21 protein-coding genes and 1 pseudogene are annotated in these 20,249 nt (G+C 59.1%); 13 read left to right on the forward strand and 9 right to left on the reverse strand.

Annotated elements, in window-relative coordinates; genetic code table 11:
• Nucleotides 1-22: 22 nt before the first annotated feature.
• Nucleotides 23-760 carry a class I SAM-dependent methyltransferase gene (locus ACW5XD_RS05655; RefSeq protein WP_456494022.1) on the reverse strand — a complete coding sequence of 246 codons (738 nt, stop codon included), beginning with the start codon at nt 758-760 and terminating at the stop codon, nt 23-25.
• A gap of 47 nt (nt 761-807) precedes the next feature.
• Nucleotides 808-1,287, reverse strand: a complete 480-nt coding sequence (locus tag ACW5XD_RS05660; RefSeq protein WP_456494023.1) for a GNAT family N-acetyltransferase — start codon at nt 1,285-1,287, stop codon at nt 808-810.
• 284 nt (nt 1,288-1,571) lie between these two features.
• On the opposite strand from ACW5XD_RS05660, the gene ACW5XD_RS05665 reads away from it, so the two are divergent.
• The 5 genes and pseudogenes from ACW5XD_RS05665 to ACW5XD_RS05685 all read left to right on the forward strand — a co-directional run bounded on the left by ACW5XD_RS05665 (nt 1,572) and on the right by ACW5XD_RS05685 (nt 6,782).
• On the forward strand, nt 1,572-3,614 hold the full coding sequence (locus ACW5XD_RS05665) for a TonB-dependent receptor (RefSeq protein ID WP_456494024.1): 2,043 nt from the start codon (nt 1,572-1,574) through the stop codon (nt 3,612-3,614).
• 36 nt (nt 3,615-3,650) lie between these two features.
• Nucleotides 3,651-4,301: pseudogene (locus tag ACW5XD_RS05670) on the forward strand (PepSY-associated TM helix domain-containing protein); the annotation flags it as partial.
• Nucleotides 4,302-4,477: 176 nt separating this feature from the next.
• The gene (locus tag ACW5XD_RS05675; RefSeq protein WP_456494025.1) at nt 4,478-5,515 is read left to right on the forward strand and encodes an acyltransferase; all 1,038 of its coding nucleotides are present in this window, start codon (nt 4,478-4,480) and stop codon (nt 5,513-5,515) included.
• Between the two features lie 132 nt (nt 5,516-5,647).
• On the forward strand, nt 5,648-6,220 hold the full coding sequence (locus ACW5XD_RS05680) for a hypothetical protein (RefSeq protein WP_456494026.1): 573 nt from the start codon (nt 5,648-5,650) through the stop codon (nt 6,218-6,220).
• A 127-nt stretch (nt 6,221-6,347) separates the two neighbouring features.
• Nucleotides 6,348-6,782: an N-acetyltransferase gene (locus tag ACW5XD_RS05685; RefSeq protein ID WP_456494027.1), complete on the forward strand. Its 435-nt coding sequence runs from the start codon at nt 6,348-6,350 to the stop codon at nt 6,780-6,782.
• Here the strand turns inward: ACW5XD_RS05685 and ACW5XD_RS05690 are convergent.
• Nucleotides 6,779-7,144 (reverse strand): winged helix-turn-helix transcriptional regulator, encoded by a 366-nt coding sequence (locus ACW5XD_RS05690; RefSeq protein ID WP_456494028.1) that lies wholly within the window; start codon nt 7,142-7,144, stop codon nt 6,779-6,781. The genes ACW5XD_RS05685 and ACW5XD_RS05690 overlap by 4 nt on opposite strands.
• Nucleotides 7,145-7,265: 121 nt before the next feature.
• Here ACW5XD_RS05690 and ACW5XD_RS05695 point away from each other — a divergent pair, with 121 nt between their 5' ends.
• Nucleotides 7,266-7,556: a monooxygenase gene (locus tag ACW5XD_RS05695; protein ID WP_456494029.1), complete on the forward strand. Its 291-nt coding sequence runs from the start codon at nt 7,266-7,268 to the stop codon at nt 7,554-7,556.
• Nucleotides 7,557-7,579: 23 nt separating this feature from the next.
• Here ACW5XD_RS05695 and ACW5XD_RS05700 read toward each other — a convergent pair whose 3' ends face one another.
• Entirely contained in the window at nt 7,580-8,200 is a 621-nt protein-coding gene (locus ACW5XD_RS05700; protein WP_456494030.1) for an outer membrane beta-barrel protein, read from the reverse strand.
• A gap of 248 nt (nt 8,201-8,448) precedes the next feature.
• On the opposite strand from ACW5XD_RS05700, the gene ACW5XD_RS05705 reads away from it, so the two are divergent.
• Complete coding sequence (locus ACW5XD_RS05705; protein ID WP_456494031.1) at nt 8,449-9,087, forward strand: exopolysaccharide biosynthesis protein; 639 nt, start codon at nt 8,449-8,451, stop codon at nt 9,085-9,087.
• 66 nt (nt 9,088-9,153) lie between these two features.
• On the opposite strand, the gene ACW5XD_RS05710 is transcribed toward ACW5XD_RS05705, so the two are convergent.
• Nucleotides 9,154-10,257: an amino acid permease gene (locus ACW5XD_RS05710; RefSeq protein WP_456494032.1), complete on the reverse strand. Its 1,104-nt coding sequence runs from the start codon at nt 10,255-10,257 to the stop codon at nt 9,154-9,156.
• A gap of 644 nt (nt 10,258-10,901) precedes the next feature.
• Entirely contained in the window at nt 10,902-11,792 is an 891-nt protein-coding gene (locus tag ACW5XD_RS05715; RefSeq protein WP_456494033.1) for a diguanylate cyclase, read from the reverse strand.
• A 371-nt stretch (nt 11,793-12,163) separates the two neighbouring features.
• Here ACW5XD_RS05715 and ACW5XD_RS05720 point away from each other — a divergent pair, with 371 nt between their 5' ends.
• Nucleotides 12,164-12,481 (forward strand): DUF6968 family protein, encoded by a 318-nt coding sequence (locus ACW5XD_RS05720; RefSeq protein WP_456494034.1) that lies wholly within the window; start codon nt 12,164-12,166, stop codon nt 12,479-12,481.
• A 144-nt stretch (nt 12,482-12,625) separates the two neighbouring features.
• The gene (locus tag ACW5XD_RS05725) at nt 12,626-13,042 is read left to right on the forward strand and encodes a GNAT family N-acetyltransferase (protein WP_456494035.1); all 417 of its coding nucleotides are present in this window, start codon (nt 12,626-12,628) and stop codon (nt 13,040-13,042) included.
• Between the two features lie 64 nt (nt 13,043-13,106).
• Here ACW5XD_RS05725 and ACW5XD_RS05730 read toward each other — a convergent pair whose 3' ends face one another.
• Nucleotides 13,107-13,688, reverse strand: a complete 582-nt coding sequence (locus ACW5XD_RS05730) for a penicillin-binding protein activator LpoB (RefSeq protein ID WP_456494036.1) — start codon at nt 13,686-13,688, stop codon at nt 13,107-13,109.
• A 212-nt stretch (nt 13,689-13,900) separates the two neighbouring features.
• On the opposite strand from ACW5XD_RS05730, the gene ACW5XD_RS05735 reads away from it, so the two are divergent.
• The 4 genes from ACW5XD_RS05735 (at nt 13,901) to ACW5XD_RS05750 (ending at nt 17,702) form a co-directional block, all read left to right on the forward strand.
• Nucleotides 13,901-14,539 (forward strand): Vat family streptogramin A O-acetyltransferase, encoded by a 639-nt coding sequence (locus tag ACW5XD_RS05735; protein ID WP_456494072.1) that lies wholly within the window; start codon nt 13,901-13,903, stop codon nt 14,537-14,539.
• A gap of 130 nt (nt 14,540-14,669) precedes the next feature.
• Entirely contained in the window at nt 14,670-15,107 is a 438-nt protein-coding gene (locus ACW5XD_RS05740; RefSeq protein WP_456494037.1) for a GNAT family N-acetyltransferase, read from the forward strand.
• 32 nt (nt 15,108-15,139) lie between these two features.
• The gene (locus ACW5XD_RS05745; RefSeq protein WP_456494038.1) at nt 15,140-15,682 is read left to right on the forward strand and encodes a GNAT family N-acetyltransferase; all 543 of its coding nucleotides are present in this window, start codon (nt 15,140-15,142) and stop codon (nt 15,680-15,682) included.
• 244 nt (nt 15,683-15,926) lie between these two features.
• Nucleotides 15,927-17,702: an AIPR family protein gene (locus ACW5XD_RS05750; protein ID WP_456494039.1), complete on the forward strand. Its 1,776-nt coding sequence runs from the start codon at nt 15,927-15,929 to the stop codon at nt 17,700-17,702.
• A 537-nt stretch (nt 17,703-18,239) separates the two neighbouring features.
• On the opposite strand, the gene thiH is transcribed toward ACW5XD_RS05750, so the two are convergent.
• Nucleotides 18,240-19,424, reverse strand: a complete 1,185-nt coding sequence (thiH, locus tag ACW5XD_RS05755; RefSeq protein ID WP_456494073.1) for a 2-iminoacetate synthase ThiH — start codon at nt 19,422-19,424, stop codon at nt 18,240-18,242.
• Between the two features lie 56 nt (nt 19,425-19,480).
• On the reverse strand, nt 19,481-20,248 hold the full coding sequence (locus ACW5XD_RS05760; RefSeq protein ID WP_098980942.1) for a thiazole synthase: 768 nt from the start codon (nt 20,246-20,248) through the stop codon (nt 19,481-19,483).
• Nucleotide 20,249 lies beyond the last annotated feature (1 nt).

The following is a 20,249-nucleotide window of genomic DNA, read 5'->3' on the forward strand; positions in this document are numbered from 1 at the left end:
CCATGAAAACCGGGCACTCAGCTCAACAGAGCGGCTTTTGCACCGACACCAGCAGCAGCATGGGACGCTCGGCCTCCTCCGCCAGAGCCGGGTTGGCGGCAATCTGACCGGCGCTCGGTCCCCACTCCTCCACGTGGCGGATCTGGAAACCCGCCCCAATCAGGGCATTGAGATAGCTCCCCAGAGTGCGGTGATACTTGACTACCCCGTCAGCCAGCCAGTTGCTGATCCGCTTGCCCTCGGCCTGATAGCCGTTGACGGACCAGGAACGGCGCCCCTCGCCATCCAGCAGCCAGCCCTGTGGCTGCGGGCAGGTAAAGGTAGGGTGTTCCACCGAGAACACCAGCCAGCCCCCGGCCACCAGAGCACGATGAATTTCGGCAAACAGCGGCGCCACCTCGGGCAGGTAGTGCAGCGCCAGGGAGCTGTAGATCAGATCGAAGGGCTTGTCCGGCAACTCGAGCCCGTCCAGATCGCCCTGCCGGTAGCAGATGGCCTCATCCTGGGTCAGCTCGGCGGCGCGGGCCAGCATCCTGGCGGAGAGATCGATCCCGAGCACCTCGGCGGCCCCCAGTTCTCGGGCGGCCCGGCAGAACCAACCATAACCGCAGCCCAGATCCAGCACCCGCTTGCCTGCCAGCGGCGGCAACATGGCCTGCAGAGCCGGCCACTCGGGTGCCCCAGCCAACCCCTGCAGCGAGCGTGGCAACTGGGCGTAACCCTCGAAAAAACCTTGATCATCATAGATATTTTGCGACATTTCACGCTTCCTCATTCGAATCAGAGCGACCCGGCAGCGGCGTTCTCCTAGAGCTTCTTCTGCCAGAACAGGGCCCGGCCCACCTCGGGTCTGAGCTCATAGCCTTCGAAACCGCTGGCACGATAGGCAGCCTGCGCCACCTTGTTGCCCTCCAGTACCTCCAGGGTCAGCTTGCAGCAATCGAGCTCGCGGGCGAGCCGCTCCACTGCGGCCAGCAACTGCTTGCCGATGCCACGGCCGCGATGGGCTGGGTGCACCGCGATATCATGGATATTGAGCAGGGGTCGGCAGGCAAAGGTCGAGAACCCCTCGAAGCAGGTGACCACCCCGACCGGCTGGTCATCCACCCACGCCAGCAGCACATGGGCATAGCTCCGCGCGGCCAGGGCCTGCACCAGATTGAGCTTCACGTCGTCAGGCAGAGCGGCCCCGCCGCCCATCTCGTCCCTGGCATATTGGTCGAGCAGCGAGACCAGCGCCTCGCCATGATGCCGGTTATGAAGATCTGCCCTGATAATCTCTGCCATGTCCCTCTCCCTTACTGTTCCATGAATGGAGCGCAACGGGCGCGCTGTCGCGATGGTAACCCTGCCGCTCACCGATACCAAGACTCGTCCGATCCAGAGCGTTCGCCCGGCGGGTGCCGTCTGACTGCACCGCCACATTGATGCAATTTTCTTACATCTTTCTCTTGCAAGGTAAATGAAAATCAATATCATTGCCGCCTTCTCGGCATGAGATAGCAAAATAATTACAAATAAATCAATAAGTTCAGACCATCAGGTCGCTTCTTCAAGAGTCAACACGCAACATGCACACACCTCACCACCCGCGCACTCTGTTGAGTGTCGCCCTGCTGGCCTGCTGTGCCGGCGCACACGCCGAAGACGAGACCATGACAGTGGTCGGCAAACGCAGCCAACATGAAGAGGTCGCCACCGCGACCCGTACCAGCACCCCGGCCAAGCTGGTGCCGCAGGCCATCGACAGCGTCAAGGCAAGCGAGCTGACCGCCTTTGGCCAGCCCACCCTGAGCGAAGCCCTGACCGGCATCCCCGGCGTCAACGCCAGCGGTGACACCCGCTTCGACGGGGTCAACATCCGCGGCTTCAGTGCCAGCAACGACTTCTATCTGGACGGTTTTCGCGACGACATGCAGTACACCCGCGACCTTGGCAACACCGAGCGGGTCGAAGTGCTCAAGGGGCCGGCTGCGGTGCTCTACGGCCGCGGCAGCACCGGCGGCATCGTCAACCGGGTCAGCAAGAAGCCGCAGAAGGGGCTGGAGTCCAGCGTCAGCGCCCAGGTCGGCAGCTTCGACAGCAGTCGACTGGCCGCCGACCTCAACGGTGAAGCGGGTGAGCAGGTGCAGATGCGCCTCAACCTGGCTCAGGAGGACAAGGACAGTTTCCGCAATGGCGTGACCAGCAAACGCACCCTGCTGGCCCCCTCCGTCAACTGGGAGATCAACGACAAGCTGAACTGGCTGCTGCAGTACGAGCGCAACGAGCACGACCGCACCCCGGATCGCGGCATCCCCGGCGTCAACGGCCGCCCGGCCGACGTGCCGAAGGAGTATGTCTACAGCGATACCCGCCGCGACTTCATCGACGACGTGGCCCAGTCCACCCGCTCGCGCCTTACCTGGGACATCAACGATCAGTGGCAACTGCGCCAGCAGTTGGGCTACACCAGCCTCGACAGCCAGTTCGACAACACCTATGTCACCAGCGTGAAGGGGGATCAGGTGACCCGCTCCCGCTGGCAGCAGGATCTCAAGGCCAACAGCCTGATCAGCAACACCGAGGCCGAAGGCCAGCTGCAGACCGGCCCCGTCGAGCACCGTCTGCTGGTGGGCTTTGAGCAGAACTGGCAGGAGCGCACCCCCAAGCTCTACCAGAACGCCACCGCGATCCCGGCCGGCAACCTCTATGATCCGGGCTCCCTGCCCACCTACGACGGCGCCATGAAGCTCTCCAGCGACGCCAACCACAAGGTGCGCGGCTACGGCCTCTATGTGCAGGATCAGCTCAGCCTGGGCGACTGGCACCTGCTGGCGGGTCTGCGCCGCGACGACTTCACCGTCACCAGCCGCCGCAACGACCTCAACAAGGAGGAGACCGTCTCGGTCAGCAGCCTGAGCCCGCGCCTGGGCCTGGTGTGGAACCCGATCGAGGAGCACGCCTTCTACGCCTCCTACAACAAGACCTTCACCCCGGTGGGTGGCGAGCTGATCGGCATCACCCCGGGCGACAAGAACAACAACCTGGATCCCCAGCACACCCGGCTGTACGAGACCGGCGTGAAGAGCGACTGGCTGGATGGCCGCCTGGCGACCACCCTCTCGCTCTACCGGCTGGAGATGTACAACAAGCGCAGCAAGGATCCGCTGGATCCCACCAAGGTGATCCTCACCGGTCTGCAGCGCACCGAGGGGATCGAGCTGAGTGCCCGCGCCCAACTGAGCGACGAGCTCTACCTGCGCGGCGGCATCGCCATCCAGGATGCCGAGCAGGTCAAGGCGGACGCGGATCTGCAAGGCAAGCGGCCGATGAACGTTTCTCGCCAGAACGGCGAGCTGTTCGCCGGCTATCAGAGTGGCAAGCAGGGCTGGTTCGGCGAGACCGGGATGACCGCGGTGGGCGATCGCTTCGCCGACAACGCCAACACCACCACCCTGCCCGGTTACGCCCGCTTCGACGCCCGTGCCGGCTACCGCTGGCAACAGTGGGAAACCCAGCTGAGCGTGGAGAACCTGACCGACCACGACTACTTCGTCAGCGCCACCAGCGCCGCCCAGATCATGCCGGGCACACCCCGTCAGCTGCATCTGAGCGCCGCCTACCGCTTCTGATCCCCGCCTTTTTCCCGACCCCTCTGGCCAGCGTTCGCTGGCCAGATTTTTATGAAGCACCGAGCGATGAAACGCAGAAAACTCCCCCTGCACAACAACAAGTGGGTGCGCCGCATCCACGCCTGGGCCGGCTTTGCCACCCTTACCCTGATGCTGCTCTACGGCCTCACCGGCCTCTGGCTACAACACAGGGCCGTGCTGCCGCTGCCCGGCCCCCACACCGAGAAATCCAGCGAAGAGATAGTGCTGAGCGCGCCGCTGACCAGCCCGGATGAGCTGAAAAGCCTGCTGCAGCAACGCTATGCAGAAGGGTTCGAGGAGGGGCGCGTCCAGCTCACCCCGCCCCAGACTCTGCCCACCCCCGACGGCCCGCTCACCCTGCCGGCGCGCTGGGAGATGCGCGGCGTCACCCTCAGCCAGAGCGTGGCTGCCAGCTATGTGGCGGGCACCCTGCTGGTGCGCACCGAACTGCAGCAGGCCAACTTCGCCGCCAGCCTCAACCGGCTGCACCGTGGCATGGGCACCGGCCTGCCGTGGCAGTTGGTGGGGGATCTGGCGGCGCTGGCCATGCTGCTGCTGGCCCTCACCAGTATGCTGATGTGGAACAAGCTGCACGGCCCGGCCGCGCGCGGCATCGCCCTGCTGCTGCTGGGCGCCCTGGTCACCGTGCTGGTGGCCCTGCTCTAGCGCATTTACCGACGGCAAAACGGGATCTGTCTCTCGGCGGCGGTAACCTTGCCCTCACCTCGGGTAACAAAGGGTAACCGGTCGCCGATGGGGGTCACAGTTGCCGGCCTGGCGGCTGGATGAAGATCGCCTGCGGCTGCTAGGGTGCGCCCTCAACCCAAGCGGCAAGAGGCAGCATGCGCATCTCCAGCATCGAATGCGGACGGGTGGTGGCCATCATGGCGGTGATGGCCATTCACCTCTCCCCCTTCAGCAACCCCTTCGATCCCACCCTGTGGGACGGCACCCTCTACTTCTGGCTCGGGGGTGTCATCAACCAGCTCTGCCGCTTCGCAGTACCGCTGTTCTTCCTGTGCGCCGGCTACTTTCTGCAACCCGCCCTCGCCGCAGGCCACCCCCTGACGGTGACGCTGCGCTACTGCCGCCCGCTGCTGGGGCTCTGGCTGGTGTGGAGCCTGCTCTACGTGCTGATACCCTTCAACCCGCTCGCGGCGGTGAGCGAGGGCTACCTGCCGGCCATGGCTAGCCAGTGGCAGATGCAGCTGGGGGATCCCCTCAACGCCTGGTGGGTGGGCGGCATGATCCACCTCTGGTTCCTGCCCGCCCTGATGCTGGCGGTGCTGATCCTGGCGCTCTGCCAGCAGGCCCGTCTGCCAAGGCGGGCCCTGCTGCTGGGCGTCCTGCTCTACGGGCTGGCCCTGCTCGGCGGCTCCTATGGCCCGCCGCTGCTGGGGGGCGAATGGGCCCTGCTGACCCGCAACGGCCCCTTCTTCTCGCTCTTGTTCGTGGCGCTGGGCGCCGAGCTGCGCCTGCGCGCCTGGCAGCCGGATGCCAGGCGCTGCGCCCTGCTGATGGTGGCCGGGATGGGGCTCTACGCCCTGGAGGCCGCAGGCCTGCTGCACTTTGCCGCCGTGCCCCTCAACCGCCACGACTTCCTGCTCGGCTCCCTGCCCTGGGCGCTGGGGCTGTTCGGCCTGCTGCTGGCCAACCCGGGCTGGGGCAAGAACAGCTGGCTGGAACGCCAGGCTCCGAAAGTACTGGGCCTCTACTGTCTGCACATGATGCTGGTGGTGTGGCTGATGATCTTTGGCCCGCAGGGTAAGCAGGTATGGTGGGAGCTGCTGAAGGTGCCGGCGCTGCTGGCGCTCTCCCTGCTCGCCTACCGGCTGCTGGCGGCAACCCCAGCCAGCCGCTGGCTGCTGCGGGCCCGCTGAGGGGAACAGGGGGTGGGAGGGAGGCCGATCCCTCCCCACTCAAGGCTGAATGGGGGGTTCAATTTTTATTCATCGCGGATAGATAAACTCCGGGACTCCTTGACGCGAAACCCAAGCAGGAGTCATAACCGCATGACGTTGTTCACCAAGACGCTGTTCACCAGGCAATCCGGCATTGTTCTCGTTCTGCTCGCCGCCAGCGGCTCTCTCAGCGCCGCCGAGATCGCCAACAACAACATCACCGAGGCCGAGATCAAGGCCGCGCAGGATGCCTGGGGCAAGGCCCTGATCCAGATCAGCGATGACTACCGCAGCGGTGGCATAGCGAAGGCCAAAACGACGGCCACTGCCGTGCTCGACAGCGCCTACGGCTACAACCATGGCCCTGTCCTGTTCAAGCCCACCCTGGCCGGGGGCGAACAGACCTTCCGCCTCAATCAGGAGGGGGCGCTGGCCTACTTCGTCGGCAACAATCAGGCCTATCCCGCCGACACCGGCTTCGCCCTCAAGAACTGGAAAAGTTACAACTACGACAACGCCGCCGTCTATATCAACGGCGACATGGCCCTCACCATGGGCAAGGTTCACCTGATAGACAGGGACAACAAGGAGACCACGGTCGACAAAACCTGGGGCTTCAAGAAGGGGGACGACGGCAAGGTGCGCATAGTGCTGCATCACTCCTCCCTCCCCTACGCAGGTTAAGCGGCAACAGGCGACCCGCGGGTCGCCTGTTTTGTTATGGGGGCGCCACTTTGGCCAACCGTCGGATGACGGCCAGGCTGGCGCTGTTACCATGCCCCCTCTTGTAACGCATCCAGACGAGACACCCATGCAGATCCGCCCCTTCACCCCGGCCGACACCGAGGCCGTCCTCGCCATCTGGCTGGAGGCCTCCCTGCAGGCCCACCACTTCATCGAGCCCGCCTACTGGCACGCCAATCTGACGCCGATGCGAGAACGCTACCTGCCCGCCGCCGACTCTTATGTGCTCTGGCAAGATGGCACTGCGCTGGGTTTTTATTCCCTGTATGAAGAGACTCTGGCCGCCATCTTCGTTACCCCGGCGCAACAGGGACGCGGCTATGGCAAGGCCCTGCTCGAGCACGCCAAACAGCAGTTGCCGACTCTGCGACTGCAGGTCTATCAGCAGAACCTGGCCGCGTGCCACTTCTATCGCGTGCAAGGATTTCAGGTGGCGGCCGAGGGCGTGGATCCCCACACCGGCTGCGCAGAGTGGGTGATGGTCTGGCCGGCGCGGGATTAACTGGGCTCGCCGAGATGGGGTTCGTCGCGGGCCGCCCCCGCTTCGCTCTGCGCCAGCAGATCGCTGTAGCTCAGCGCAAAGTCATGCATCTGCTGGAGCAGGGGGAGCAGGGCGATACCAAGCGGGCTCAGGCTGTACTCCACCCGGGGCGGCACGTCGGGGTAGAGAGTGCGGATGACGACGCCGTCGCTCTCCAGCTCCTTGAGCTGGGCCGTGAGCACCTTCTGACTCACCTCGGGCAGGCTGCGGCGCAGGTCGCCAAAGCGCAGAGTCTGCGCACGCAGATGAAACAGGATGGCCGGCTTCCATTTACCGGCCAGCAGGCGCAGCACCCGGTAGGCGGGACAGGGCAGTGAGGACAAGGGATGGCTCGCGAGTGGTTACTTTGCGGTAACTATGCCACGAAAATGTGCCTTCTTGCAGCCAAGATGCCGGCTTCCTATGATGCGGGCTCCGTCATTCAACGCCCACGAGAGGTTCACCATGCCCAGCCTGCTGCAGATCCATTTCAACTTCCCCACCGAGATGATGGGACCGGCCATGCCGCTGGCCGAGTCCATCACCAAGGAGCCTGGCTTCATCTCCAAGATCTGGACCGAAAACCCGCGCACCGGCGAGGCGGGTGGCATCTATCTGTTCGAGGATGAGGCGAGCGCCCTCGCCTACGCCACCATGCACGAGCAACGGGTGCTCGCCATGGGTGCCAGCGCGGTGCAGTTCAAGCTGTTCGACGTCAACGAGCCCCTTAGCCGGCTCACCCGCGGCATTGCCTGACATGGCACGTCACAGGGCTGGCATCAAAACCTCAGGGTCAGGCCGATATTGGCTTGCCACTGGGTCACCAGCTCGCCGCGCACCTTGAACACGCAGTTATCCGGGTTGCAGAGGAACTGGCTGTTGTCGTTGACCAGGGTGCCGTAGCCGCGCACCTCGGCCCGCAGCGCCAGATGCTCGGTCAGGCGCGGCTGCACCCCGAGCGCCAGCGACATGGAGGGGGCTACCTCGCTGTCGTAGGCGGCGAAGCGCGTCACCCCTATGCCGGCGCCTATGTAGGGAGTCATCAGGTTGTCCGACAGGGTGAGCGCCCCGGCGAAGTGCAATGTGTCCACCGTCAGGCGATCCGATTGATCTGGAGAGAGGCGGGTGGATTGGTGGCTGTAGAGCAGCTCTATCATACCGGGGTCATCCACTTCCTTGCTGATGAACAGGCCCCAGCTGCCGGAGCCCTCCCCCTGCAAGGATTCCAGCTGGGTGGAGACAGGCATGGGTTGCAGGTCATCGTTCGCCTCGAAGTCGATGGACGAGCTGTAGCCGAAAAACGGCGTCACCTGCCAGCCAGGCCCAGCCTCGCCGTCGGCGCTCCAGGCCTGCCCCAGCGGCAGCAAGAGCCCCATCATCATGATCCCTGCTCGTTTCATCGCAATCCCTCTGCTTGTGCACCAGTGCCCACCAAGCATATCAGAGCCTCCTGACCCCCATCCTAAACCCAGCCTGTATCAGCCCATTTTCGCAGAGAGGATCACACTCTGCCGCCGCGATCGCATCCGGCAACCACGCGGCACATCGCCGTCTACCGTTATTCATCCCGGATTAACCTCTGCCACGTATGCTGACGCCCAACCGGATCATGGTGATCCGGTTCAACTCATCAGAAGGACATCCGGGAATGGTTGCCGCGCAACTCAAAGACCCACAACACAAGCTCTCCGACACTCTGCGGGCGACTGCCCACGCCATCGAGGAGAGCCATATCAGCCTGCGCCAGATGCTGGCTCTGGTCGGCGAGCAGGGCATGCTGCTGTTTTGCGTGCTGCTCACAGTGCCCTTCCTGCTGCCGGTCTCCATCCCCGGCGTCAGTACCCCGTTTGGCCTGCTGATCCTGTTTATCGGCATCGGCATCACCCTCAACCGAGTACCCTGGCTGCCCGCCATCCTGATGGAGCGCCGCTTCGCTGCCGACCAGCTCAAGCCGACTCTGCACAAGGGCGCTGACCTGCTGGCACGCATCGATCGCTTCATCCGCCCGCGCCTGCTGCTGCTGACCGGCAACAGCACCATCAACCGCTGCAACGGTCTGCTGATCATGCTGGCGGCCTTGCTGCTGATGCTGCCGCTCGGGGCCATCCCCTTTACCAACGCCATGCCGGCCTGGGCCATCTTGCTGCTGGCCATCGGCATGTTGCAGCGGGACGGCCTGTTCGTCGCCAGCGGCTACCTGCTGGTCAGTGCGACCCTGGTCTGGTTCAGCGCGCTGGCCATCGGCCTGCTGATGGCGGGGCAGAGCGTTTCCACCCTGCTGAGCTGACGGTGCAGGCATGAAAAAGGGGCGACCAAGTGGTCGCCCCTGTTGTTTTGTGCAGCCTCTCGCTCGTCAGAGCAGATCGTAGATAAGGGCCGAGATGGCGAGCAGTCCCACCACCATCACGAACAGCGTGCTGGGTCCGCGATAGCGCTTGAGCGCCGGCAGGCGATAGATGGAGCAGGCCGGCAGCAGGAACAGGATCACCGCAATCAGCGGTCCGCTCACCTTCTCTATGATGTCCAGCACATTGGGGTTCAGATAGGTGATGATCCCGGTCACGACAAACAGGATGACGGATGAGACCCGGGCTATGGTGACCTCCCTGAGGGAGAGCCCCAGCCCCTGACAGGCACCGCTCACCATGCTCACTGTCCCCTCGCTCACCCCCATGGAGGTGCCGAGGAAGGATTTGGACATGGCCAGAATGGCGATAAGCGGCCCCACATAGGCGATCAGCGGATTGGAAAACTTGTTCGCCAGCGCCGACAGCACGGAAATGTTGTCGGTGCGGGCCAGCGCCATTTCCGCCTGACTCAGGCTCATCACGCAACTGATGACAAAAAACAGCACGCTGCCGCAGATCAGCAGGCTGCTGCATTTGATGATGCGCTTGCTGCGCACATCGGCGCTCACATGACAGCGCTTCTTCTGGGCGGCGGTAAAAGAGGAGATGATGGGGGCATGGCTGAACGAGAAAACCATCACGGGCACGATCAGCCAGAGGGATTTCCAGAAGGCGGGATCGCGCCACTCCACCGCCTGACTCTCGGTGAAATAGGAGAGGCTCCACTGGGGCAGCAGATAAACGGAGATACCCAGCAGGAAGGCGACCATCGGCAGCGCCAGCACGCTGATGGCCGACACCACCACCTGTTTGCCGGTCAGCAGGATCAGATGCAGACCCAGCATCACCGCCAGCACCAGCCAGCCACGGCTCAGCACTGTGCCCCCCAGCTGATGCACCATGAAGCTCTCGATGGCATTGGTGATGGAGATGCTGTAGACCAGAATGATGGGGTAGAAGGCCATCAGATAGACCAGCATCAGCAGCTTGCCCGCCTTGGCACCGAAGTGCTCCTCCACCACATGGGTAATATCACCTTCCCGATGGGAGCTGGATAATACCAGGCGACTCAGCGCCCGGTGGGAATAATAAGAGAGCGGGAATGCCATCAATAATATAAACAGCAAAATAACCGGGGAATTACTGCCCACGGTAATAGGGAGAAAGAGTGTACCGGCACCGACTGCTGTGGCATATAATCCCATAGTCCATACCGAATCACTTTTCTCCCATTTCAACTTTGAAGCTGGGTTATTCTTTTCAGCAATAGCAATACTCATTGCGATATACACCTTATTTGTCTGTCATCTTTGTTATTTTATTAGCCCGTGTAATAGGCAGGTGATATGTCTGTGCACATCACCAGATTGTAGAAAAAGCAAACCCGCCAGCGGTCAATAAGACAGCCAATATGAAACGGGAATGTCACGCTACCATCGTTGAAATCGCCATAAAGGTCAAGGTTAATAATTCATGGCCGTTTGAATGGAATTGTTTCAAAAGACAATGAGATGTATCATTTTGGTCTCAATATGACCAGTTCATTCCCGGCTGATAACATAAGACAAGACCTCTGCGCGTTGTCCAACAACATGAATAAAATCAGCAATCAGGCCGATAATATTAGCACCATCAAACCGGGAATATCAGCGGAATAAGCGAGTCATATTTCGACCCAATTGACATCGGTGTCATTGATGGATTTTACCGATATAAATCAACTTGTTTCATGCAACAAGGACAGTCCCCGTCATCAGGTTGTCGGGCAATGAGCAACCCGGTTGCGCCCCGCCCGCTTGGCCCGATACAACCACTCATCGGCACGCGCCAATGCCAGGTTGATTTCTTCCCCCGGCGTCACCAGAGTCGTGCCCAGACTGACGGTGAAGGCCACTGGATCAGGCGCCAGAGCCTCCACGGCGGCACGGATCCGCTCCGCTATCATGCATAGCTCTGACTCACCCAGCTTTGGCAACAAGATCAGAAATTCTTCGCCACCACTGCGCACAAACAGGTCTTCGCTCCGCAACTGGGCCGCCACGCACTCGCAGAAACGCTGCAACGCCCTGTCACCCTGCTGATGGCCGAAGCGATCGTTGATCTGCTTGAAGTGATCTATATCCAGCATGATGAGGCCACTGCACTCGGGGTTCACCCTTTGCTGCTGGCAGTGTTCAAAGAAGAAGCGGCGGTTGTAGAGGCCGGTGAGCTGGTCGGTCTCGCTCTGCAGCTTGAGCCGCTGCTGCAGCTCGTACTGGCGGGTGATGCTGCGGGTCACCCAGGCCACCGCCCGCTTGCCATCGTAACGAGATGGCAGCGGGGCTATCTTGCCCTCGAACCTCTGCTCCCCCTGCGGCCCCACCGAGGAATCGATCCCCGCCACCTCCACCGCCGCCAAGCCGTACTCCACCACCTGCACCTGGCCCGAGCTCAAGGCCAGGGCAACTTGCTCCATCACCCACTGCGCCATGTCGGCGGGCAGCACATCGGCCAGCCGCTTGCCCGCCAGCGGATTGCCATCCTGATAGGATTGCTGCTCCATGCCGCCTATGTATTCGATGTAGTAACCATCCTCGCTCAGGATGAAGACAGGATCAGGCAGCTGGGCCATCACTTCGTATAGTTGTTTGACCGAGAGAGCCATACCATTTCCTTAATCCGATTGCCGAGAGGCGAGCGCCAGACTTGCCGCCTGATCCCGATTATCGTCCCGAGGCTGGCTCTGGGCCAATAACGGATCCTGTCATTAATAGATATTAATCAATACATTCAAGAAAATAAGATGCGCAGTCCGCTTGGGTCGGATGAAAAACAGGCAACAAGCCAGACTCGTCGGCTACGGCACGCGGATATTCAAGCCACCTCACAGGCCGTGCGTGCGCAGATTGTTTCCCACCCTCGCTTCCATTAGGCTGGCCTTCCTGAGTCTGTCGTTGCTGTCTGTCCAGACTCACCATTTCATGCTCATCGCCTTGGCGAAACAGGATTGTGGGCAAGCGGAGAGAGGATATCCAGATGAAGAAGACCATAGTGACCGCCAAGTTCGAAGCCGTGAGCATCGAAGGCGAACAAGTGACCCTGAAAATTGCAATCAAGGCGCCGGAGCCGGACCCCAAATCCGCCAGTGGCGACTGGCGCTGCAAGGTGAAGCTGGAGGGGCTGAGCGACAAGACCTTCATCTATGGCGTCGATGCCCTGCAGGCCCTGAGTCTGGCCCTGAAATTCGTCGAAAATGAGCTGCGTGCCTTCGCCGACGCCGGCTGGCAATTCTACCTGCCCGGTTGCCCCGATCAGCCCGTGGATATCGCCGCCTGCTATTTCCCCGAGATTTGACGAGCCCCCGGTAGCAAAGACGTTATCTGATCATCGAAACAGGTCACCGGAAATAGCTGATGTCCGGTTCTGTGGTCAGATGCCTTGACCAGATTGAGTCCAAACCTTATTTATTGAGACTCTTTTCATGGACCTGGAGCCAATATGCGACTGACCCCACCCCTACCGCCACAGGATGAGGAGCTCGATGCCCTGCGGATCGGCCTGTCTGGCTACAACGCTGACAAGGCGGGCACCTATCTGCGAGAACGGATCGCCAGCTTTATCAAAGATGAACAAGGCAAGGTGCTGGGCGGCATAGTCGCCGATATCAAGTGGGGCTGGTTGCACGTGGACTGGCTCTGGATCGACGAGCGCATCCGCAAGGATGGCTGGGGTGCCCGCCTGCTCGGCGCCATGGAGCAATATGCCCAAAGCAAGGGCATCACCCACTATCATCTGGAAACCACCAGCTTCCAGGCGCTGCCCTTCTACCAGAAACAGGGCTACACCGTCTTTGGCGAACTGCCGGATATGCCGCCGGGGCATATCACCTATTTTCTGAAGAAGATGGGTGCCTAGCCCATGCCATCGGACCTGGAATGAGAAGAGGGTTGAGTGCACAGGCACTCAACCCTCTTTTTGATCAGTGACTGGCGGAGCGGCTGCCGTTCCAGAGCAGTTCGCCACTGCGCAGCTCCATCAGGCTCATGGTGAGCCGATAGCGACTCCCCTCGGCCACCAGATCCCCGTAGAGCATGTAACCTGCCCCTGTCTGGCGGCCTAGCCGTACCAGAGATGCCGGGTTCATGCCCCCTTGCTGATACTCGAGCTGCCCCGTGATGGCGGCGACCTGACCGGGATCGACGAAGCGAAAACCACTCCTGGACTGGATCCGCTTGCTCATGGCCGCCGCCATGGCGCGGGTATCCACCGGCTCACCGGTACCGTTTTGGGGCAGGGTGAGCAGCAGCACGGGATTGCCACTTTGCGCCAGCTCCCGTACCTCGGGGGCCTGCACGAAGGCATCCGCCATGGCCAGCGCCAGCCCGGTCGGGGCCACCGGCTTGGGTAGCGGCGCCCCGGTATCCGGCTTGGTAACCGGTTTGTCCGGCTGGCTCACTGGCTGGTCCGGTTCACTGACTGGCGCCGGGGTGCCGCCATCAGGATTGATCGCACAACCGCCCAGCAGCAGGGCGCTCAGCACGAGCAGGTGACGCATCTTCATCTTGTTCTCTCCGCCAAAAGTCCGTAGTGGCGGAGCCCAAGCCCCGCATTCCTTCCATGCTAGAGACAAACCCGCCCTGGGTCGATACGCCAGATGACACGGGACGACAGAGACTGGCCAACTCGCACCCGGCCAGTGATGCACCACAAAAAGGTGGCAGGCCGTCATCAAATTCCTTTACGGTATTGTGCTGACAGATTCGAAAGGAGAGCATCTTGCACGGACCCGATCCCGCCAACCCCCACCCCATGAAGGGCTTCCCCCAGGTGTGCTTTATCAAGAACACCATCAAGGGGCCCAATATCGAGGTGGGCGATTACAGCTATTACGACGACCCGGAAGACTCGGCAGGCTTTGAGCGCAACGTCCTCTATCACTTCCCCTTCATCGGCGACAAGCTGATCATCGGCAAGTTCTGCGCCATCGCTCGTGGGGTCAAGTTCATCATGAACGGTGCCAACCACCAGACCTCCGGCTTCTCCACCTACCCCTTCTTTATCTTCGGCAACGGCTGGGAGAGCGCCGCCCCCGCACCGGGCACACTTCCTTACAAGGGAGATACCGTTATCGGCAACGATGTCTGGATTGGCTATGAGGCCCTGCTCATGCCGGGTGTCAGGGTCGGCAACGGCGCCATCATCGCCGCCCGCTCCGTGGTCACCGGCGACGTGCCCGACTACGCCGTGGTCGGCGGCAACCCAGCCAAGGTGATCCGCTACCGCTTTGACGATGACACCATCGAGCGCCTCAACGCCCTCGCCTGGTGGAATTGGCCGGTGGAGCAAATCAGCCGGAGTTTGCCGTTGATCAGCGGCGGAGATATTACGGAATTGGAGAAGGTGGGTTTATAGCAGTCCATCTGGAGGCGTCGGGGAGAGCCTCCCCATCTGATCGCAGTACAACCTTGGGGAGAACACATCAATCCCCCAGACCATTGTGATATATGCGAACTTAATTCAGGCTCTACATGGAGTTACCCGAATGACCTTACCAACACCCGCTTTCACTGTCGTCCTCTCAACGCCGCCCGTCGAAACCTATCGCTATCTTCGAACAGCAGCGGGACTTAGCTCGAAGACTATTGAGGCCGCAGAACGTGGCCTGCCCAATACGCTGTTTGCCGTCCAGATATTTTGCGGCCAGACCGCAATCGGCATGGGCCGCGTTATCGGAGATGGCGGGACATTTTATCAAGTCGTTGATATTGCAGTCCTGCCTGAATATCAGGGTCAAGGTGTAGGCAAAAAGATCATGGCGGAGATCGCGGACTATATCGCCCGCGAAGTGCCGGAGTCAGGCTATGTCAGCTTGCTGGCAGATGGGCAGGCTCAGCGACTCTATCAACAATTCGGTTTCTCGCTCACGGCTCCTGCCAGTGTTGGCATGTGGCTTAAGCAGGTTGCCGTCGAAAAGGCCTAACCATTCATCCACATGAAAAAGCAGGACAACCCATGACATTCCAGCCACTTGCCAATGCCAACCTCGTTATTCGCCCCTTCGAACCGGGCGATGCCGATGAATTTGTCCGCGCGGCACACGAATCCATCGAAACGGTCGGCATCTGGATGAGCTGGTGCTCCCACTCATTCACTCGGGACAGCGCGCTGGAATGGTTTACCACCTGCGATCAGGATCGCGAGGCGGGACGCGCCTTTGACATGGGTCTCTTCTGTACCGCCACCGGCCAGCTCTTGGGTGGCGCCGGCATCAACCAGCTGGCAGCTCATCATCGCTACGGCAACATCGGCTATTGGGTGAGGCAATCCAGACAAGGCCAAGGCATCGCCCAACAGGCAGTCGCCCTGCTCAGTGACTTTGGTTTTCAACAGTTAGGTCTATTTCGGCTGGAAATCGTGATGGGAGTTGGCAACACCGCCAGCGAAGCGGTTGCCATCGCAGCCGGTGCCACCTTTGAGTGCCGGGCAAGTAATCGCATCTTCCTTCATGACCAGCCCCTTGATGCGAATATCTATTCGATTATTCGTCACTCCTGAATCCGGGATCCGTAACAGGATGCCAGAAATATCTGCCTCAACCTCACACTTTCAATAAAAACAGCTTCATACAAAACCAATCAAAATGTAACATCCTTTATTATCAATAAAATCAAAAGCATATAAAATGCTCAATTTAAACTCCCCTTATAATATTAGAAATAACTTTCATTTATATATAAGACTTTCAACAGGTATTTTCTATATTTTTAAAATTGAACTTAAGTAACTAAAAGGAGTGGTGATGGAATTATTAAATTTAGATAACAGTCATTTTTGGACTGCTCTCCAACAGCGTACAGATTTAGCGGCACATGGTAATTTAAATGCGGCGCTTTATGCCATTGAACTACATGGAAGTGTGGGAGATATAACAAGCATTGCACCTGACATCATAACCGAGGGGGGAGATGATGAGAATATAGATATTCTTTTTGTTGATGAAGATTCTTCAAGAATATATGTAATCCAATCATTTCAATCACCAACTTTTAGAAGTCAGGGAGCTCGCCCTAACAAAGCTAGAGACAGTAGCTATGCTGTCACCGCCTTATTTTCAATGAATATTGACGACATACCAAACAGGATTAAAAATCAAGTAATAAAAGCACGAGAGTGCATTCATCTAGACAAAATAAAAACCATTCACATCTGGTTTGTTCATAATTGTCCACAGACTGCGGAATGTAAAAGAATTATGGATGGGATTGGTGCACAAGCAACAACAACCTTAAGAGGGCAAGGAAAAGGAAATATTATCATTGACTCCGCTGAGATTGGCCTCGAGAATTTAGACCTTTTTTACCTCTCTCAACAAAATGCTATTTTAATTAGCGATATAATAAATGCTGAAAATAATCCTGGATTTATAGAATCAAGTAATGCCGGATGGAAAGCATTCAGTACCAGCATTAGTGCTTCATTCTTAAAACAACTCTATGATAAATACGGAGAGGATAAACTTTTCAGTGCAAATGTCCGTTCATATATGGGCAGCAATAACAAAGATCAAGCAATAAATGGTCAAATTAAAAAGAGTGCTTTAGAAACCCCTTCTGACTTTTTTGTTTGTAATAATGGTATAACGGCTCTGGTGCATGACTTTGATGTTATAAACATTAATGAAAAAGATGAACTTCTTGGAAGATTAAATACAATTACAGGTATTTCGATCGTTAACGGTGCTCAGACAACAGGTTGCTTATCAACAATTGAGCAAGAACTTGATTTGAACATTAAAGTCGGCATTCGATTTATTAAAGTTAATGACGATGATAAAATAAGAAAAATAACTCTTGCAAACAATTCCCAGAATAAAGTGTTAGCGTCTGATTTTAGGTCTGGTGATGAAATTCAAACTCGCTTGCGTGCTGAATTTGAAACAATCACAGATGTTTACTATAGCGGGGGGCTTAGAAAAAACCTATCTGCCGCGCAAAAGCGCATATTGATTGACCCAGAATCGCTAGCGCAAATATTAATGGCGTTTCATGGTCATCCTACAAGTAGTTATCATCAGAAAACTGAAATTTGGGAGAAAGATGAACTTTATGGGGTTTCATTCAACAAAACCATAACTTCAAGGCATGTTATTTTCATTTACAGTCTGTACGAAGCTATTCTTAAAATAAAATCAGAAATCGCTTACTTAAATCGCCACAACACTCTGTTAGAACAAGATAGACCTAAAGCCGAGTTTCTTAGCAGACCGGGCGTAAATTTCATAATCATACATGCCATATCCTCTATTATAGAGATGATTACCAATAAACCAATACCAAATAGATACTCTATTTCATTTCAAGAAAACATTACTAGGGCTCAGGCTATAAGCCTATGGGAACCAGTAATAAAACAAATAATAAAGCGGACAGGGCGACTTTTACCTGCGACTGAAAACAGATTGTCACAACGAGTAAAAATAACAGAAACCATTGAGGGCTTTAGAGAAGATATGGATATGTTTCGCGATAACTTCCCTGACTGGTTCCCTGAATTCATACGCGCAATGAAGATATAGCTACATCCATCTTGGTGGCATAATTGGATTTGTGCCGTCGGGTGTAGTTAACGATGGAACTGCACCCTACAATTCTCCTGAATTTATGGCGGGCACAATCTTGATCACCCCCTCTTATTCGCTGAGGCGAGCCCGTTTGTCCAGACCGCGAGACAGGATGTCGAGCGAGCGGCGCCGGGCCATGGATGGCCCGTCGGCGCGTGCCGTCGGACAAGCGGGTGAGCCGAAGGAACCCGACCAAGTCGGGCGAATAAGCGGGGGAGAAAACCTTTGGTGACTTTGGGTCTTTCCAAAGTCACTCGCCCAAGCCCGAAGGGCGGGCGAAACCCCTTCGAGGCCAGCGGCCTCGCGTCCTGCACGGCAAGGCCGTGCCACCACACAACGGCTCCTGCCGACAACACCATTCCTCGGAACGGACGATTACGCCTACCGGCTAATCGACCCTACGATTGCACGGCGCAGCCGTGCCTGCTTGCCACAGGCACGGAGTCTGGCTGGACGCACGGGAGCCACCGGCAAAGGGGGGCCTGGCCGCCCCTATCGGCCCAAAAACGCCTCCCAGTCCTTGAACACCGGCTGCAACCCAGCCTGCCGGACGGCATCGGCCACCTCACCGAGAGATCGGTCGTCGTGGATGGCGAACTGCTCCAGCTCCTCCTTGTCCCCTTCCGCATAGCCGCCCGGCTGGGTGCGCGACTCCGCAGACATCTGGGTGATGCCGAGGCGCAAGGCGCCATTGCGAAACGCAGGCGACTCTCGGGTCGACAGCGACAACTCCAGCGTTGGCGAGAAGAGGCGCCAGGCGCAGATAAGTTGCACCAGCTGCCTGTCCGACATCACCACCTCGGGCTGCAGGCCGCCGGTGCAGGGGCGCAGGCGCGGGAAGGAGAGCGAATAGCGGCTCTGCCAGTGGTGGCGCTCGAGCCAGCTCAGGTGCTCGGCCACGAAATAGCTGTCGGCGCGCCAATCAGATGAGAGGCCGATCAGCGCCCCCAACCCTATCTTGTCGATGCCAGCACTGCCCAGCCGCTCCGGGGTGGCGAGCCGCCAGTCGATATCCTGCTTGTTGCCGCGCAGGTGATGACGGGCGTAACTGGGGGCGTGATAGGTCTCCTGATAGACCATGACGGCATCCAGCCCCAAGGTCTTGAGCTCGGCGTAATCGGCCTGCGACAGGGGCTGCACCTCCATCGCCAACGCGCTGAAATGGCGGCGGATCTGCGGCAAGTGTTCACGAAAATAGGCCATGCCCACCTTGCTCTCGTGCTCGCCGGTCACCAGCAGCACGCTGTCGAAGCCGCGCGCCTTGATGGCCAGACATTCCCGCTCAATTTCCTCTGCATCCAGCGTCTTGCGCTTCAAGCGATTGCTCATGGAGAAGCCGCAGTAGGAGCAGTCGTTGGCACAGAGGTTCGACAGATAGAGGGGGACATAGAAGCCCACCGTATTGCCGAAACGCTGGCGAGTGAGACTCTCTGCCAACTGGGCCATCTGGGGTAGATAAGCCTCGGCGGCCGGGGAGATCAGCGCCATAAAGTCGGCCAAGGTGCGGCGTGGATTGGCCAGCGCCCGCTCGACATCCCGGGTCGTCTTGGCGCGGATCTGCATGCCGATATCGTCCCACTCCAGCTCGCGCCAACGCTCGACAAAGCTTGCTTCCTTTGTCTCAGCCGCGGCCCTCACCCCCTCTCCCACAGGCAGAGGGGAGCGGATCCCATCCATCTCGGGAATCGGGGCGAGAGAGGCCATCGCCACCGAGTCTTGCCCAGTGCTCAGGCTCATAAGGCCTCCAGAAAATCGGTGAGCGGGCTGGAGGCGCTGGCTTGCAGGCCGCGCGCGCCGAGGCCCGCCTCATAGGCGCTGCGACCGGCCTCGCAGGCCAGCGCGAAAGCGCGGCCCATGGCGACCGGATCCCGGCTCACGGCGATGGCGGTGTTGACCAGCACGGCATCGGCACCCAGCTCAAAGGCAGCGGCGGCATGGCTTGGCGCCCCTATCCCCGCATCCACCACCACGGGCACCCGCGCCTGTTCGATGATGATGGCGAGGAAATCCCGGGTCACCAGCCCCTGGTTGGAGCCGATGGGGGCGCCGAGCGGCATGACGGCGGCGCAGCCCACCTCTTCCAGTCGCTTGCAGAGCACGGGATCGGCCCCGCAATAGGGCAGCACCACGAAACCCTCTTTCACCAGCTGTTCGGCCGCTTTCAGCGTCTCTATGGGATCGGGCAGCAGGTACTTGGGGTCGGGGTGGATCTCCAGCTTCAGCCAGTTCGTCCCCAGCGCCTCCCGGGCCAGATGGGCGGCAAATACCGCCTCGGCGGCCGTCTTGGCGCCCGAGGTGTTGGGCAGCAACTTGACCCCGAGCTTGAGCAGCGGGGTGAGGATGTCGTCGTGGCGCTTGCCGGGGTCCAGGCGCTTGATGGCCATGGTCACCAGCCGGGAGCCGCTTGCTTCGATGGCGGCCGCCATCAGATCCGGGCGGGCAAACTTGCCGGTGCCGGTAAAGAGGCGGGACGAAAATTCATGGTCGGCTATGGTCAGCATC

Source organism: Aeromonas enterica, from assembly GCF_054052465.1.

Coding starts and splice junctions, on each gene's coding strand:
- ACW5XD_RS05720 (WP_456494034.1), top strand. CDS start 12,164: ATGAAGAAGACCATAGTGACCGCCAAGTTCGAAGCCGTGAGCATCGAA.
- ACW5XD_RS05745 (WP_456494038.1), top strand. CDS start 15,140: ATGACATTCCAGCCACTTGCCAATGCCAACCTCGTTATTCGCCCCTTC.
- ACW5XD_RS05660 (WP_456494023.1), bottom strand. CDS start 1,287: ATGGCAGAGATTATCAGGGCAGATCTTCATAACCGGCATCATGGCGAG.
- ACW5XD_RS05655 (WP_456494022.1), bottom strand. CDS start 760: ATGTCGCAAAATATCTATGATGATCAAGGTTTTTTCGAGGGTTACGCC.
- ACW5XD_RS05665 (WP_456494024.1), top strand. CDS start 1,572: ATGCACACACCTCACCACCCGCGCACTCTGTTGAGTGTCGCCCTGCTG.
- ACW5XD_RS05695 (WP_456494029.1), top strand. CDS start 7,266: ATGCCCAGCCTGCTGCAGATCCATTTCAACTTCCCCACCGAGATGATG.
- ACW5XD_RS05740 (WP_456494037.1), top strand. CDS start 14,670: ATGACCTTACCAACACCCGCTTTCACTGTCGTCCTCTCAACGCCGCCC.
- ACW5XD_RS05730 (WP_456494036.1), bottom strand. CDS start 13,688: ATGAAGATGCGTCACCTGCTCGTGCTGAGCGCCCTGCTGCTGGGCGGT.
- ACW5XD_RS05725 (WP_456494035.1), top strand. CDS start 12,626: ATGCGACTGACCCCACCCCTACCGCCACAGGATGAGGAGCTCGATGCC.
- ACW5XD_RS05680 (WP_456494026.1), top strand. CDS start 5,648: ATGACGTTGTTCACCAAGACGCTGTTCACCAGGCAATCCGGCATTGTT.
- thiH (WP_456494073.1), bottom strand. CDS start 19,424: ATGGATGGGATCCGCTCCCCTCTGCCTGTGGGAGAGGGGGTGAGGGCC.
- ACW5XD_RS05705 (WP_456494031.1), top strand. CDS start 8,449: ATGGTTGCCGCGCAACTCAAAGACCCACAACACAAGCTCTCCGACACT.
- ACW5XD_RS05760 (WP_098980942.1), bottom strand. CDS start 20,248: ATGCTGACCATAGCCGACCATGAATTTTCGTCCCGCCTCTTTACCGGC.
- ACW5XD_RS05750 (WP_456494039.1), top strand. CDS start 15,927: ATGGAATTATTAAATTTAGATAACAGTCATTTTTGGACTGCTCTCCAA.
- ACW5XD_RS05715 (WP_456494033.1), bottom strand. CDS start 11,792: ATGGCTCTCTCGGTCAAACAACTATACGAAGTGATGGCCCAGCTGCCT.
- ACW5XD_RS05675 (WP_456494025.1), top strand. CDS start 4,478: ATGCGCATCTCCAGCATCGAATGCGGACGGGTGGTGGCCATCATGGCG.
- ACW5XD_RS05685 (WP_456494027.1), top strand. CDS start 6,348: ATGCAGATCCGCCCCTTCACCCCGGCCGACACCGAGGCCGTCCTCGCC.
- ACW5XD_RS05700 (WP_456494030.1), bottom strand. CDS start 8,200: ATGAAACGAGCAGGGATCATGATGATGGGGCTCTTGCTGCCGCTGGGG.
- ACW5XD_RS05710 (WP_456494032.1), bottom strand. CDS start 10,257: ATGGCATTCCCGCTCTCTTATTATTCCCACCGGGCGCTGAGTCGCCTG.